Source organism: Xanthomonas sp. 3058 (assembly GCF_014199765.1).
Taxonomy (GTDB): domain Bacteria; phylum Pseudomonadota; class Gammaproteobacteria; order Xanthomonadales; family Xanthomonadaceae; genus Xanthomonas; species Xanthomonas campestris_B.
The window spans coordinates 341,500-354,951 of the sequence record NZ_JACHOF010000001.1; the positions used below are offsets into that span (position 1 = coordinate 341,500).

The following is a 13,452-nucleotide window of genomic DNA, read 5'->3' on the forward strand; positions in this document are numbered from 1 at the left end:
ACGCCGTCCGGGAAGTTCCGCGCATCGACTTAAGCGAACTGAAGAACAAGAAGTGGCATCGCAATCGACAAGCCTTTGCTTGCGAATCACCAATCCCGGCTCATGTGCTTAGAACCATTGGGTTACTCCCTTTCCTGCACCGCTCCACTACAGTCATCGGCTGCTGAGCCGATACCTCAGGTTCAGCGGACTTCAATTTCGATAGGGCGACACGATGCAATTTGCACGCTTGGCACAGCCGGCCATGACTGACATTTCCTTTGCCACCACCCGGCGCCTGTGCCTTGCCATCGGGTTGGCGCTGCCGGGACTGGGATTTGCGCAGGCGCCGACTGCGGCGGCCAATGCCGAACAGACCGAGCCAGCGCCGGCCAAAGCAGCCGCGCCGGCAGCCGCTGCAGCATCCAAGGGCTATCCGATCGAAGCGCAGGGCTGGGGTGCCAAGCAGGGCGGCAACATGTGGCAGGTGCGCTGGGTCGAAGACTGGTCGTATCTGAAAGACCCCTCCAAGCGCAAAAGCCCGTTCGATGCGCTCAAGTACATTCCGTTCAACGAGCAGGGCGATGTCTACGTCTCGCTCAGCAACGAGCTGCGCGTGCGCAGCAACACCATCACCAATCCGGGCCTGATTCCGGGCAGCCATTCACAGCAGCAGTATCTGTTCCGTGCGTTCTTCGGCGCCGATTTCCATGTTGGCGAGCACTTCCGGCTGTACACGGAATTGGCGCACGGCAGCCTGGATGGTCGCAACGAAGGCGCCAAAACCGGCACGCAGGAAAACAACGCGATCCTGCAGCAGGTGTTCTTCGACGTGAAAGGCCGCGTTGCCGATGCCGACCTTGGCGTGCGCGTCGGCCGTCAGGTGTTCGTCGACGGACCCACCACGCTGATGGCGTTGCGCGACAACACCGATATCTTCGTAACCTTCAACGGTGTGCGCGCCTGGGCGATCGGCGACAAGACCCGCGTGGACCTGTTCGACTTCAACTTCAATCTCGATGGCACCGAAGGCCTGGGCGACGATCGCATCGACCGCTCGCGGCATTTCCGCGGCGTGGTTGGCGGGTATCGCCTGCCAACCGCCAAGCCGATGTATCTGGAGCCGTTCTTCTATCAGTTCCGCAACGACAATCAGGTGTGGGGCCGCCAGACCGCCGAAGAAAACCGCAATTACTACGGTCTGCGCTTGTGGGGCAATGTAGGCAAGCTGCGCACCGATTCGTTCGTGACCGTACAGCGCGGCAGCTACGGCGGGCGCGATCTGCGCGCGTACATGGCCAGCACCTCCAACGCCTGGACGCTGAGCGACAGCGGCTGGAAACCGCGTGTGGGCTTCCATAGCGAAATCGCCTCCGGCGGCGGCGGTACGTCCGGCACCGGCACGCTGCGCAACAACAACTTCCTCTACGGCAACACGATCTACTTCAGCTGGGCGACGTTCTTCGGCCCGGTCAACCTGGTCACCGCCTCGCCCACGCTCACCTTCTCGCCGACGTCGAAAATCACCGTCAACCTGGAATGGGAAACCCTGTGGCGGCAGACCACCAGCGATGCGATCTACAACAACCAGGCACGCGCCTACGCACGCACCCAGAGCACCGACGAGCGCCGGATCGGCACCATGCCGCGCATCAACGCGACGTGGAACATCGACCCCAACTGGTCGGTGACCTTTCGCGCCGAGCACCTGATGGCCGGCCCCGCACTGAAGGAAGCCGGTTACGGTGATTCGACCTTCGTCATGGGGTGGTTGAACTTCCGGTTCTGATCAGCGCAATGCGAGCGTGTCGGCCTGACCGACATGCTCGTATTGCCATGGCGCAATCATCGCAGTCCTTGCGCAACGCGCCAGCGCTCGCACCTGCGCACAGTGGGCGGCAGATGGATGGCCGCCGGTCCGATCAGCTACGCCATTCTTGCAACGGCATGCGCTGATCGGTAAGCGTCAACGCACTGGCTAGCGGTCTACCGATACTGCTGCCGGCATGACGGCAGTGCGGCTGGCCGCCAGCGGCAGGTGCGCCATTCCGTCAATCTGCTCGCCTCTGGCGTAGCGCTGCCACTGCAGACCCAGGCCATCGGCACTGGGCTGGATCGGCCGCGACTGACCGCGTAACGCGGACGGCAACTCGGCAATGCGCTGCGCAAGCGGTTGCGCGGACGGATGGGCGCGTAACCACAGCACCGCCGAAACTGCACGCAGTTCGGCCGCAACATCCTGCAACTTGCGCTGGTGAATCGCGGCAGTTGCAGCACTGGCAGGCCCCACGCTTGCAAGCACGCAGCCCGCCGCATTGGCCAGGCATGCCACCGATGCCGTGTCCGGCGCAGGAATCAGCGTCTGCGGTACCGGCAGATCACGCTCCAGCAAGGCGCGTAACGGTTCGCCACAGGCCCACGCGTATCCCGGCGCCATCAGCGCCTGGGTGCGTTCAAGGTCAAACAGTCGTACAGACAACTCGTCGCTCCACGACGGGCTGGCGGCAGGCTGCGCATCGACGCTCTGCTGGAGCATCGCAAACACCATGTGCGCCTCGCCTTGCATGGCGTTGCACAGACGCACATCGTCCACAGGTAGCGGTGCGAATGCAGCGGCGCAGTGCGCTGGCAGCGGATGCTGGGCCGGCAGTTCGGCCAGCATCGCGGCAAACTCCTGCGCGCTGCCATGCAGCATCGCCACACCGATCAGGGGCATGATCAGGTTGTCGCCGCTGCGCAGGAGCACGCGCGCGACCTGCGCGTCGGTGCAAACCCCCGACAGGGCCGCGTCGCTGCGCCCTTGCGCGAAGTCCAGCGCATTACCGGTCATCGAGACTTTCAACAACCCAACCGCCGGGAGTGCCGCGCCGTCGCCGGGTGGAAATGGACTGCGGTAATCGCCGTATGCCCCCAAACTGCGCAGCTGCGCCAACAGCGCCGCCTGGGTGGCCAGCGCGTCGGCATACGCCTGCGGTTGCGCACGCACCTGCTCCAGGCAATTGGCATCGGACCAATTGCACAGCGCCGGCGCCTTCGCCGGCCAGGCCGGTTGGCGCGGGTAGCGTGCAGCCGCGCCGGGCAACGGCATCCCGGCCGGCGAGCGACCGGCGCGCTGCACGTCCTGCGCCAGCAATACCTGCTGCTGCGCCGGCGGTACCGCGTAGGGCAGCGCCCATAGCGCAGCAAACAGATTGGGGCCACGCAATGGCGGCGGCGGTTGCCGTAATTGCGCCAGCGCCTGACGTTGCGCTGCCGGGATCGGCCAGTGCGCCGAGATCGCGAATGCGATCAGCAGCAGCACGATCAGGGCGCTTACCCACAGCAGCGCAGCTTTGAGGAACTTGGCAAGCATCACGTACGACCTACCATGGATGAGATGATCCATCTTAAGGTGGCGAACACCAAGGAGCGAGCAGCTGCCAGGTAGGCGGAGACGGCATGCAGCCGCTGCGGTGCCGAGTGGCGGATGCCGATCTTGAGCGACAGCCTCGCCCACATGGCAGATGTGCAGCCCGCTGTTAGCAACTTTCAGCGCGACCGACGCAGGCCCGCGCCGTCTCAACACGCAATTGCCATCCCTCAGGCGAACATGGCTTGCCGGCGGCCTGCACCGGACGCGGCCGAGTGCCTACAATGCGCGCATGTCCGAATCCCCCACTCCGCATTCCCGCCCTTCCCTGCAACGGGTCTTCTTGACCGGCTTGCTCACCCTGTTGCCGGTCTGGTTGACCTGGGTGGTGGTGAAGTTCGTGTTCTCGTTGCTCTCGGGTATCAGCAGCCCGTGGGTGGTGCCGTTGTCCGAGCGCATCGCCGCCTCGTTCCCCGATTATCTGGGCTGGATCAAGGCGCTCTGGGTGCAGAACACCATCGCGCTGATCGCCACCGTCGGTGCGATCCTGTTCGTCGGCATCCTGAGCCGGCGCGTGATCGGCCAGCGCCTGCTGCGCTGGTTCGAGGCGATCATGCGGCGCATCCCGCTGGCCAGCGTGGTCTACGACAGCGCGCGCAAGTTGCTCGACATCCTGCAGACCCAGCCCGGCAGCACCCAGCGTGTAGTGCTGATCGACTTCCCCCATCGCGACATGAAGTCGGTGGGCCTGGTCACGCGCGTGATCAAGGAACAGGGCACCGGCCGCGAACTGGCGGCAGTGTATGTGCCGACCACGCCCAACCCGACCTCCGGCTATCTGGAGATCGTGCCGGTGGAACTGCTCACGCCCACCGACTGGAGCGTGGACCAGGCGATGAGCTTCATCATCTCCGGCGGTGCAGTGGCACCGGAGTCGGTCCCCTTCACCCGCACTGCGGATCGCTGAGCCGATGACACACGTGCGTACCCTCGACGATCGTGCGGTCCGCTTGTTCATTGCGCTGGCCGCGTTCTTTTGCGTCAACGCAGCGCTGGCCGAGTTCATCGGCGTCAAGATCTTTGCGCTGGAAGACACGCTCGGCATCGCGCCGCTGAACTGGAACCTGTTCGGCCAGACCGGCTCGCTCAGCTTCACCGCCGGCACCTTGTTGTGGCCGGTGGTGTTCATCATGACCGACACCATCAACGAGTTCTTCGGCAGCCGAGGGGTGCGTTTCATCTCGTGGGTGGCGGTGGCGCTGATCGGTTATGGCTTCGTATTCGCGTTCGCCGCCATCGCATTGGCGCCTGCAGGCTGGTGGGTCACCGCAGCGCAGAGCCAGGGCGTGCCCGATTATCAGGCTGCGTTTGCAGCAGTGTTCGGCCAGGGGCTGTGGACGATCGGCGGCTCGCTGGTGGCGTTTTTGTTCGGCCAGTTGATCGACGTGTCGGTGTTCCACCGCATCCGCCGTGTCACCGGCGAAAAGCATGTGTGGTTGCGCGCCACCGGCTCTACCGCGGTGTCGCAATTGGTGGACAGCTTCGTGGTGATCTACATCGCCTTCGTGCTTGGCCCGCAGCATTGGTCCACCGACCAGTTCCTGGCGGTGAGCACGCTCAACTACGTCTACAAGATGGGGTTTGCGATCGCCTTGATCCCGCTGCTGTATCTGGCCCGGCGCGCCATCAGCGCCTACCTGGGGGCCGAACGCGCCGAGCAGTTGCGCGAGGAAGCGGCCGCCGACTGAACGCAGTGGCCTGGCCGGCGTTGCGATGGCCAGGCGGAGGTGGCTGACGCTCGGGCAATCTCGCCACACGAGCGTGGCCGCTGCGCTCCTGCGCACGATGCACCACCGCAGCTCACTCGCTAGGCCGGTCACTCGGAGACGGCCCCCGACGTCCATCGAAATTTTGTTCAATCCGTCAGCGCGACCGCTGGCCATGCTGTTGCGCCCCGCTACGGACTCCGCGCAATGGACCATGTTGTCGCAATGGCCAGCTTCGCCCTGGTGTGCTCGATTTCCCCCGGGCCGGTCAACCTGGTCGCGCTGAGCACCGGTGCCACAGCCGGTGCGCGTGCTGGGCATACCCATGTGATCGGGGCCACCGTCGGCTTCGTTGCGCTGCTGCTGGTGATCGGCCTCGGGCTGCAGCATGTGCTGGTGCGCTGGCCGCTGCTGGGGGGCGCATTGCAGCTGGCCGGGGTGGCGTTTCTGCTCTACATGGCGTGGCGCCTGGTGCGCGACGATGGTGTCATCGACACCGCCAAACCGCGCCAGAGCACCTCGTTCTGGACCGGTGCGGCGATGCAGTGGCTCAACCCCAAGGCCTGGCTGGCGGCAACCTCCGGCGTGGCCCTGTACGCGACACAAGGGACCACGCAACTGGCCGGCTTTGCCGCGGTGTATGCGCTCATCTGCTACCCCTCGCTGGCGTGCTGGTTGCTGGCCGGCACGGTGTTGCGGCGGCACGTCCACACGCCGCACCAGCTGCGGCGATTGAACAGGCTGCTGGCCGGCATGCTGGTGCTCAGCGCGGTCTATCTGTTGCTGGAATGGGCGCCGGCACTGCGATAGCGGCCCGGTGTCACCGCCCAGGCCCGCTTGAAACTGCGTTGCAGATGCGCCTGGTCGGCATAGCCGTGCGCATAAGCGACCTCGGCAATCCCCTCGCCCTGGCGCAGGGCCGCCCGCGCACGCTGGAAACGGCAATCCTGCAGGTAGGCATGCGGGGTCAGGCCATACGCGTGGCGGAACCCGCGAATCAGACGCGGCGCCGGCATGCCGGCCACCTCGCACAGTTCGCGCAACGACACCGCGCGTGCGTGATGGGTCTGCAGATACTCGGCCAGCTGCCGCATCGGCCCGGTATCGATCGCAACCGGACGGCTCGCCGGCTCCACCTGCAGATGCAGGCGGGCCACGAACGCGATCAGCGCACTTTCGCGGGCGAGTGCATCGGCATCACCGTCCAGCAGCACCGCATGCATGCGGTCGAACGCAACATACGCGTCCCGCGACCGGCAGAGCGGCGCTGCCAGCATGTGCACATCCGCAGTAGACGCCAGGCCCAGCGCGTGTTGTTGCTCGCGCAGCCAAGCTACGTCCAGATAGAGCATGCGAAACGACCAGTCCTGCTGTTGATCCGGGTTGCAGGCGTGCACGTCGCCAGGATTGATCAGGGTCAGCGACTGCGCGTTGATCTGCGCGCGCACACGCCCATTCCGATAGTGCGCCGAGCCGCGATCGATCGCGCCCACCGACCATTGCTCGTGCGTATGCGGGGCATAACAGAGCGTACGGCTGTTGACCACATGGCGTATTTCAACGAAGGGCAAACCAGGATCGCGCCAGAATCCCTGGCCTCCCTGGATGGGCACCTGCGTGCCGCACGTCGATTCATCCATCTGCATGCCGCCAAGACTATCGCACTGCAGCATTGGGCCGGGCTCGCCACCCTGCGATGCGGCCTTGATGAATTGCAGGCGCGCCACGTGCAGCAGATGGGTGGCCTGAACGGTGCGGATCGGGCAAGCTCCCCGCTCGCTTGTTTCCGGAGCTGGTAATGCCCCTTAGCTTTTCCCGCCTGCTGTCGTTGGCCCTTGCCGCCGTGTTGAGCCTGTCGCTGGCAGCGCCCGCCGATGCGGCCAAGAAGAAGACCGCCAAGACACAGACCACGCAAACGCGCGCGAAGGCGGGCAAAGCCAAGAAGACCGCCAAGCCGGCTGCCAAGAGCGCGAAGTCTGCCAAAGGTGCCAAAGCCGCCAAGGTCAGGCCGCGCGCGGTTGCCGCGCCGGTGGTGCTGACCAAGGCGCAGCAGCTCAACCTGCTCTACGACCAGTACTGGGATGCCTCGCTCAAGCTCAACCCGCTGCAGGCCACCTTCCAGGGCGAGACCCGCTACAACGACCAGCTGCCCAATTTCCTGTCGCCGGCATTCCGGCAGCAGTCGCACGACTTCACCGTGCTGTGGCTGGGCAAGGCCGAGGCGCTGGGGCCGGACGGCCTGAGCGGGCAGGACCTGCTGAGCTACCAGATCTTCGTGCGCGATGCGCGCAGCGCACTGGCCGCCGAACAGTTCCCCAGCTGGATGCTGCCGATCAACCAGTTCTACAACATCGCCAGCATCGCGGTGGTGCTGGGCTCCGGCACCGGCGCGCAGCCGTTCAAGACGGTCAAGGACTACGACAACTGGTCGCGGCGTGCGCTCGGCATCCCGGAGCTGTTCGACCAGGCCATCGCCAACATGCGGGCCGGCATGCAGGCCGGCGTGGTGCAGCCGAAGGTGCTGATGCAGAAAGTGCTGCCGCAGCTGGACGCGATCATCGCCCGCACCGCCGAAGACAGCCTGTTCTGGGGGCCGGTGCGTAACCTGCCGGCAGATATGCCAGACGCCGACAAGCAACGCATCACCGCCGAATACAAGCGCATGATCGAAGTGCGCATCATGCCGGCCTATCGGGCGCTGCGCGGCTTCATCGCCACCGAATACCTGCCGGCCTGCCGCGACACCGATGGTCTGGCGGCGCTGCCCAATGGCGCGGCCTGGTACGCCTACGACGTGCGCCAGAGCACCACCTCGGACCTGACCCCGGACCAGATCCATCAGATCGGGCTGGACGAAGTCGCACGCCTGCAGGGCGAGATGACCGCGCTGACCAAGCAGGTCAGGTTTCGCGGCAACCTGCCCAAGTTCTACAAGTTCATGCAGACCGACAAGCGCTTCAGCTTCCGCAGCGAGACCGAACTGCTGGGGTACTACCGTGGCCTGCAGGGACGCGTGCAGGGCGCAGTACCGCGCCTGTTCAACACCCAGGGCATGCCGGCGCTGGAAGTGCGCGCGGTGGAACCCCAGCGCGCGCAGGCGGCCGCCAGCGGCTCGTACATGCGCCCCAGCGGCGATGGCAGCACGCCGGGCGTGTTCTACGTCAACACCTCCGACCTGGACTCGCGCAAGACCTGGGAGACCGAGAGCCTGTATCTGCACGAGGCCATTCCCGGCCATCACTTCCAGCTCGGGCTGCAGCAACAACTCACCGATCTGCCCAAGTTCCGCCGCCTGGGTGGCGAGACTGCGTATATCGAGGGTTGGGGCCTGTACGCCGAATCGCTCGGGCGCGAGCTGGGTCTGTACCAGGACCCCTACAACTATTACGGCTACCTGCAGAACGCGCTGTGGCGCTCGATTCGCCTGGTCACCGACACCGGCCTGCACAGCAAGGGCTGGACCCGCACCCAGGCGATCGCCTACATGCTCGACAACTCGGCCATGACCCGCGCCGATGCCGAAGCCGAGGTAGACCGCTACATGGCCATTCCCGGCCAGGCGCTGTCCTACAAGGTGGGCGAAATGAAGATCATGCAGCTGCGCGAGCAGGCGCAGCGCGAGCTGGGGCCGCGCTTCGACGTGCGTGCCTTCCATACCGAAGTGCTCAAGGACGGCTCGGTGCCGCTGGATATCCTGCAGGACAAGATCCAGCGCTGGATTGCCACGCAAAAAGGGTGAGCAGACCTGCAGCGGTCAACGTGCCCCGCGAACGGCGTGCGCACGACCACAGCGCGCGCGACAGGCGGCATGCCGTCAAGAGCGCACCCGGCTGACCTGAGCACGCTCGCTTGCCGGTCGCGCTCAGCGCAGCAGACGCGCTTCCGCCAACGCGGCAATATCGCGCGGTGTGGTGCGGCAACACCCGCCGATCAGCCGCGCGCCTGCGGCCAGCCACTGCGTATGCTGGTCGGCCAGGTTGCCGGCGGGCGCATCGCCGGCATGCCAGCGCTTGTCGCCAGCATCGTAGTGCTCGCCGGAATTGGGATACACCACCAGCGGCAGCGCCGTCAGCGCGGACAGCGTCTGCAACGCGGCGGCGACCTTCTCCAGCGCGATGCAGTTGATGCCCACTGCAATCACCTGCGCGCAACCATCCAGTGCCGGCACGACCTGCGAGAGCGGCGCGCCATCGCTCAGGTGCGCGGCATCGCGCAAGGTGAAAGAGAACCACGCATGCAGCTGCGGAAATTCCTCCAGCAGCAGGCGCAGCGCCACGATCTCGTTCGCCGACGGCAGCGTCTCGCAGGCCAGGACATCCACGCCCGCTGCTGCCAACGCGGCGATGCGCGGGCGATGGAAGTCCATCAGCTGCGCCAGCGGCAACGCGTAGTCGCCAAGATATTCAGAGCCATCGGCCAGATACGCGCCATACGGCCCCACCGACCCGGCCACCCACAGTGGCGCGGCCTGCGGTTGCGTCTGCAGATGATCGGCACGCGCCTGCGCGGCCAAGGCCACGCTGCGCGCGATCAACGCCTGCGATTGCGCCAGGTCCAGCCCGCGCGCGGCAAAGCCCAACGGCGTGGCCTGATAGCTGGCGGTGATCGCGCATTGTGCGCCGGCGGCGAAATAGTCGCGATGCACCTGATAGATCAGCTCCGGTTGCTCCATCAGCACGCGCGCCGACCACAGCGCATCGTTGAGATCGCAGCCGCGTTGTTCCAGTTCGGTGGCAAGCGCGCCATCCAGCAGCACATAGCCATCGTGCTGGAGCGCCGCACTGAAAGGCGCATCCGCGCGCGGCTGGCGGGGAAGTATCGTCATGCGTGCAGTCTCCTGGCCGCAAGCCACTGGGTGAGTGCGTAGGCGCCGTAGCACAGCGCCACAAATGGAATACCGCACCACAGCGCGATGCGCTGCTGCGGATCGAATGCCAAGCCGATGCAGGCCAGCAAGCACAGCGAAAATCCTAGGATCGGCGTCCACGGATACCACGGCGCGCGATAGGCCAATGTCTCTACTGCGATGCCGTCGCGCAGCAACTGGCGCCGAAAAACGTAGTGCGAGGCGCAGATGCTCAGCCACACCACCACCACTGCAAAACCCGAGACTGCCGAGATCGCCACGAACACGATATCGGCCGCATAGACGCCGGTGAGTAGCGCCAACAGGCCACCGAGCATGCTCAACGCCAATGCCGGCAACGGAATGCCACGGCGGGTCAGGCGTGCGAGGCGCGCCGGCAGCGTGCCTTCGTTGGCCAGCGACCACAACATGCGCGCGGCCGCATACAGGCCGGAATTGGCCGCCGACAGGATCGCGGTCAGGATCACCGCATTCAAGATGTCCGCCGCATAGGGAATGCCCAGCAGCTCGAACGCGCGCACGAACGGGCTGGTCTCCACTGCCGCCTGGCTGGCCGGCAGCAGCGCGGCCAGCACCAGCACAGTACCGACGAACAACACCACCAGCCGTACCAAGGTCGTGCGAATCGCCAAGGGAATCGCACGTGCCGGCTGCGCGGTCTCGCCTGCGGCCACGCCAATCAATTCGGTACCGGAAAATGCGAAGTTCACCGCCACCATCGTCATCAGGATCGGCAACGTGCCGTGCGCGAACCAGCCATCGGCGCGCAGGTGGCGCAATCCGGGGGCCGGCGAACCATCGGCCAATGGCAACAGGCCGATCACCGCCGCGCCGCCCAGCATGATGAACACCAGAATCGTGATCACCTTGATCAGCGAGAACCAGAATTCGCCTTCGGCAAACCAGCGCGCCGACACCGTATTCAAGCCGAAGATCAGTGCGCAGAAAAGCAAGCACCATGGCCATGCCGGGCTGTGCGGAAACCAGTACTGCATGCAGAACGCCGCCGCAGTCAGGCTCGATCCCAGCGCCACCGTCCAGGTCAACCAGTACAACCAAGCCACCACATACCCGGTGGCCGGCCCCAGATAACGCGCCGCATACACATGAAAGGCGCCGGTCTGCGGCATCGCCACCGCCAGCTCGCCCAAGCATTGCATCACCAGATACACCACCAGCGCGCCGATCAGATATGCGATCACCGTGCCCAACGCACCGGTGCTGGCGATGATGTAGCCGGTATTGAAGAACAACCCAGTGCCGATCACACCGCCCAGCGACAACATCACCAGATGGCGCACCTGCATGCTGCGCTGGAATTGCGGTGCGGCGGTGGAGGTGGGTTCGGGCATCGGCAGGACGGGTCGGTGGCCCAGCATCCTGCCATGCATGCGCAGGCGAGCACAGCCACGCGTTGGCCAGTCGTGACGTGGCACCAGCAACCCGGGATGCCGTGCCGCGATACCGCGTGGGGCGTTCTGCCTCGATGCGCTCCAGCGCGCGTCGAGCCTGGTCTGCACGACACGCTCCGGGCACCCCCGGGGGTATCCTCGCCACTGCTCATCCGGACCGCTGACATGCCACACGACTTGCACACACGCACCTACGCGCAGATGCAGCGCTGGAATGCATCCTCGCTGCCTGCACGTATCGCAGATGCCATCGCCACCGCTGTCGCCGCGTGTCGCGCATCCATGCTGGCCGCTAGCGACGCGGGGCAGCGCCAGCTCCCCCAACGCGTGCGAGACGCCGCATGATGCTCGCCGGTCTTCACCACGTGGCGATCATCGCCAGCGACTACGCGCGCTCCAAGCAGTTCTATTGCGCCATCCTGGGCCTGCGTGTGATCGACGAGCATTACCGGCAGGCGCGCGATTCGTGGAAGCTGGACCTGGCGCTGCCCGATGGCAGCCAGATCGAGCTGTTTTCGTTCCCCAATGCGCCACTGCGGCCCAGCCGCCCGGAAGCACGCGGCCTGCGTCACCTCGCCTTCCGTGTAGAAGACCTGGATAGCGCGGTGGCGCATCTCAACGCGCACGGCGTAATCACCGAGGACATCCGCATCGACGAATACACCGGCCGCCGCTTCACCTTCTTCGCCGACCCTGATGAGCTGCCACTGGAGTTGTACGAGATTGCCTAGCGCGTCTGCCTGGCTGTCACCGCCACTGCGGTGGAAGAGTCGCGCCCGTCAAGAAAGAGCAGACCTTCGCCTCGCGGCGGTGTCGACCGCGTGACTCAAGCGCGGAGTAGCTCGGCCGCTATCGATGGAGAGGCGTAACGTCGCCGCAACGTCGTCGCAGGCATGGATGCGGCACAGACCAATAAACGCCATGCCGGAATTGCACGCATGTATCACTTCATCCTGCGCATCGTTGTCGTTGTAGCGATCATTCTTGCCGGCTGCGGCTTTCTTTTCCCAAAGCGGTATGACGCGCCGAAACCTGGTGAGCCCCTCGCCACCTTGACGCTTGCCAAGCCCACCAAGCCCAGCCTGATCCCTATCGAGCCAGTCCAGTACTTCGATGTCTTCGAAGATGCCAGTTGTGCAAAGGGCGGACGTGGCGGATTTCTGGGCGCGCTGACTGCTCCGGTCAAGGGCGTCCTTGGCAAATTGAGTAACAATCAGCCTCGGGAGGAATATTCGGTTGTCCCCGACAAGCAGCTCTTCTTGCGCGCACGAATGGTGCAAACGCTCGACTCACGCCGTCGAAGCCTGACCACCAACAACTGTACCAATCTTGTGTCATTCACGCCGATGACTGGCGAGCACTACGTCGCCAGCCAGGTCTACGATAACGAACGCTGTCGGCTGATTATCACCGATGCGAAGACCGGCGTTGCCCCGGCGGATCTGGAATTTGTTCCGATGTCAGGGGAGTGCCATGAGGACTGAACGTGTCCTTTTGGCGGCAATGATGGCGCTTCTGGCCGGCTGTGGGGCAACACGCAGCGCAGCGCTTTCCTTGTCGACGTTCGATGAGCCAAGCGATGGGCTGCGTGCACGTATTCGCCTGGTCACCGAGCGACCCGCACCTATGGTTTATCCAAACCGCACCTGCGTCGGCGGAACGAACCGGGATGCCGGCATTGCACCAAGCTCGCGGCCAGGTCCGTTCGGCGCGGGCGCGGGGCAAAAAATCGGCATTCCCCCCGTTGCCGTCAGTGGAGGACGATACGTCACTGAAACACATGTCAGGTCAGGCGAGCCGATCACCCTGTCGCTGTCGGCGGGTGGCTGCACGGACAACCGCTGCGTGTTGAACACGCCGCTATGCACCGTGAGTCGCAGCTTTGTCCCAGAAACAGGTCAGGACTATGTGGCGACCATTCTGTCGCGTGGGCCGGAATGCGAGGTGGAAATTTCTCGCATCGTCACCCAGCACGGGCGAACGCGCCTCATGGCAGAGCAGACGGCAGCAGCATCCCGTTGTCCTTCTTCAAACTGAACGCTCTGTCTTTCCCCCACCATACCCAACGGTATACATTCA

General features: G+C 64.9%; 13 protein-coding genes. 9 read left to right on the forward strand and 4 right to left on the reverse strand.

Features of this window, described 5'->3' with window-relative positions; translation table 11 throughout:
- Nucleotides 1–214 precede the first annotated feature (214 nt).
- Nucleotides 215–1,768, forward strand: a complete 1,554-nt coding sequence (locus GGR61_RS01685; RefSeq protein ID WP_184620254.1) for an alginate export family protein — start codon at nucleotides 215–217, stop codon at nucleotides 1,766–1,768.
- A gap of 189 nt (nucleotides 1,769–1,957) precedes the next feature.
- Here GGR61_RS01685 and GGR61_RS01690 read toward each other — a convergent pair whose 3' ends face one another.
- The gene (locus GGR61_RS01690) at nucleotides 1,958–3,331 is read right to left on the reverse strand and encodes a hypothetical protein (RefSeq protein WP_184620255.1); all 1,374 of its coding nucleotides are present in this window, start codon (nucleotides 3,329–3,331) and stop codon (nucleotides 1,958–1,960) included.
- Between the two features lie 289 nt (nucleotides 3,332–3,620).
- On the opposite strand from GGR61_RS01690, the gene GGR61_RS01695 reads away from it, so the two are divergent.
- The 3 genes from GGR61_RS01695 (at nucleotide 3,621) to GGR61_RS01705 (ending at nucleotide 5,904) form a co-directional block, all read left to right on the forward strand.
- A complete protein-coding gene (locus GGR61_RS01695; RefSeq protein WP_184405858.1) occupies nucleotides 3,621–4,295 on the forward strand; it encodes a DUF502 domain-containing protein in 675 nt (224 codons plus the stop codon).
- Between the two features lie 4 nt (nucleotides 4,296–4,299).
- Nucleotides 4,300–5,076, forward strand: a complete 777-nt coding sequence (locus GGR61_RS01700; protein WP_184405856.1) for a queuosine precursor transporter — start codon at nucleotides 4,300–4,302, stop codon at nucleotides 5,074–5,076.
- 225 nt (nucleotides 5,077–5,301) lie between these two features.
- Entirely contained in the window at nucleotides 5,302–5,904 is a 603-nt protein-coding gene (locus GGR61_RS01705) for a LysE family translocator (protein ID WP_184620256.1), read from the forward strand.
- Here the strand turns inward: GGR61_RS01705 and GGR61_RS01710 are convergent.
- Complete coding sequence (locus tag GGR61_RS01710; RefSeq protein ID WP_184620257.1) at nucleotides 5,868–6,641, reverse strand: AraC family transcriptional regulator; 774 nt, start codon at nucleotides 6,639–6,641, stop codon at nucleotides 5,868–5,870. The two genes, GGR61_RS01705 and GGR61_RS01710, sit on opposite strands and share 37 nt — an antisense overlap.
- Between GGR61_RS01710 and GGR61_RS01715 the strand changes: the two genes are divergently transcribed.
- Together GGR61_RS01715 and GGR61_RS01720 are read left to right on the forward strand one after the other, a co-directional pair.
- The gene (locus tag GGR61_RS01715) at nucleotides 6,642–6,893 is read left to right on the forward strand and encodes a hypothetical protein (protein WP_184620258.1); all 252 of its coding nucleotides are present in this window, start codon (nucleotides 6,642–6,644) and stop codon (nucleotides 6,891–6,893) included. It abuts the gene before it with no gap.
- On the forward strand, nucleotides 6,893–8,833 hold the full coding sequence (locus GGR61_RS01720) for a DUF885 family protein (RefSeq protein ID WP_184405849.1): 1,941 nt from the start codon (nucleotides 6,893–6,895) through the stop codon (nucleotides 8,831–8,833). Before GGR61_RS01715 ends, GGR61_RS01720 begins: the two co-directional genes overlap by 1 nt.
- A gap of 123 nt (nucleotides 8,834–8,956) precedes the next feature.
- Here GGR61_RS01720 and mmuM read toward each other — a convergent pair whose 3' ends face one another.
- Both mmuM and mmuP read right to left on the reverse strand, forming a co-directional pair.
- The gene (mmuM, locus tag GGR61_RS01725; RefSeq protein WP_184620259.1) at nucleotides 8,957–9,919 is read right to left on the reverse strand and encodes a homocysteine S-methyltransferase; all 963 of its coding nucleotides are present in this window, start codon (nucleotides 9,917–9,919) and stop codon (nucleotides 8,957–8,959) included.
- On the reverse strand, nucleotides 9,916–11,313 hold the full coding sequence (gene mmuP, locus GGR61_RS01730; protein WP_184620260.1) for an S-methylmethionine permease: 1,398 nt from the start codon (nucleotides 11,311–11,313) through the stop codon (nucleotides 9,916–9,918). Before mmuP ends, mmuM begins: the two co-directional genes overlap by 4 nt.
- A 401-nt stretch (nucleotides 11,314–11,714) precedes the next feature.
- On the opposite strand from mmuP, the gene GGR61_RS01735 reads away from it, so the two are divergent.
- The 3 genes from GGR61_RS01735 (at nucleotide 11,715) to GGR61_RS01745 (ending at nucleotide 13,410) form a co-directional block, all read left to right on the forward strand.
- Nucleotides 11,715–12,104 (forward strand): VOC family protein, encoded by a 390-nt coding sequence (locus tag GGR61_RS01735; protein ID WP_184620261.1) that lies wholly within the window; start codon nucleotides 11,715–11,717, stop codon nucleotides 12,102–12,104.
- Nucleotides 12,105–12,311: 207 nt separating this feature from the next.
- Nucleotides 12,312–12,857: a hypothetical protein gene (locus tag GGR61_RS01740; protein WP_184620529.1), complete on the forward strand. Its 546-nt coding sequence runs from the start codon at nucleotides 12,312–12,314 to the stop codon at nucleotides 12,855–12,857.
- Entirely contained in the window at nucleotides 12,847–13,410 is a 564-nt protein-coding gene (locus GGR61_RS01745; protein ID WP_184620262.1) for a hypothetical protein, read from the forward strand. The genes GGR61_RS01740 and GGR61_RS01745 overlap by 11 nt, the downstream gene beginning before the upstream one ends.
- Nucleotides 13,411–13,452: the final 42 nt, after the last annotated feature.

Coding starts and splice junctions, on each gene's coding strand:
- GGR61_RS01685 (WP_184620254.1), top strand. CDS start 215: ATGCAATTTGCACGCTTGGCACAGCCGGCCATGACTGACATTTCCTTT.
- GGR61_RS01690 (WP_184620255.1), bottom strand. CDS start 3,331: ATGCTTGCCAAGTTCCTCAAAGCTGCGCTGCTGTGGGTAAGCGCCCTG.
- GGR61_RS01695 (WP_184405858.1), top strand. CDS start 3,621: ATGTCCGAATCCCCCACTCCGCATTCCCGCCCTTCCCTGCAACGGGTC.
- GGR61_RS01700 (WP_184405856.1), top strand. CDS start 4,300: ATGACACACGTGCGTACCCTCGACGATCGTGCGGTCCGCTTGTTCATT.
- GGR61_RS01705 (WP_184620256.1), top strand. CDS start 5,302: ATGGACCATGTTGTCGCAATGGCCAGCTTCGCCCTGGTGTGCTCGATT.
- GGR61_RS01715 (WP_184620258.1), top strand. CDS start 6,642: ATGGCGTATTTCAACGAAGGGCAAACCAGGATCGCGCCAGAATCCCTG.
- GGR61_RS01720 (WP_184405849.1), top strand. CDS start 6,893: ATGCCCCTTAGCTTTTCCCGCCTGCTGTCGTTGGCCCTTGCCGCCGTG.
- mmuM (WP_184620259.1), bottom strand. CDS start 9,919: ATGACGATACTTCCCCGCCAGCCGCGCGCGGATGCGCCTTTCAGTGCG.
- mmuP (WP_184620260.1), bottom strand. CDS start 11,313: ATGCCCGAACCCACCTCCACCGCCGCACCGCAATTCCAGCGCAGCATG.
- GGR61_RS01735 (WP_184620261.1), top strand. CDS start 11,715: ATGATGCTCGCCGGTCTTCACCACGTGGCGATCATCGCCAGCGACTAC.
- GGR61_RS01740 (WP_184620529.1), top strand. CDS start 12,312: ATGTATCACTTCATCCTGCGCATCGTTGTCGTTGTAGCGATCATTCTT.
- GGR61_RS01745 (WP_184620262.1), top strand. CDS start 12,847: ATGAGGACTGAACGTGTCCTTTTGGCGGCAATGATGGCGCTTCTGGCC.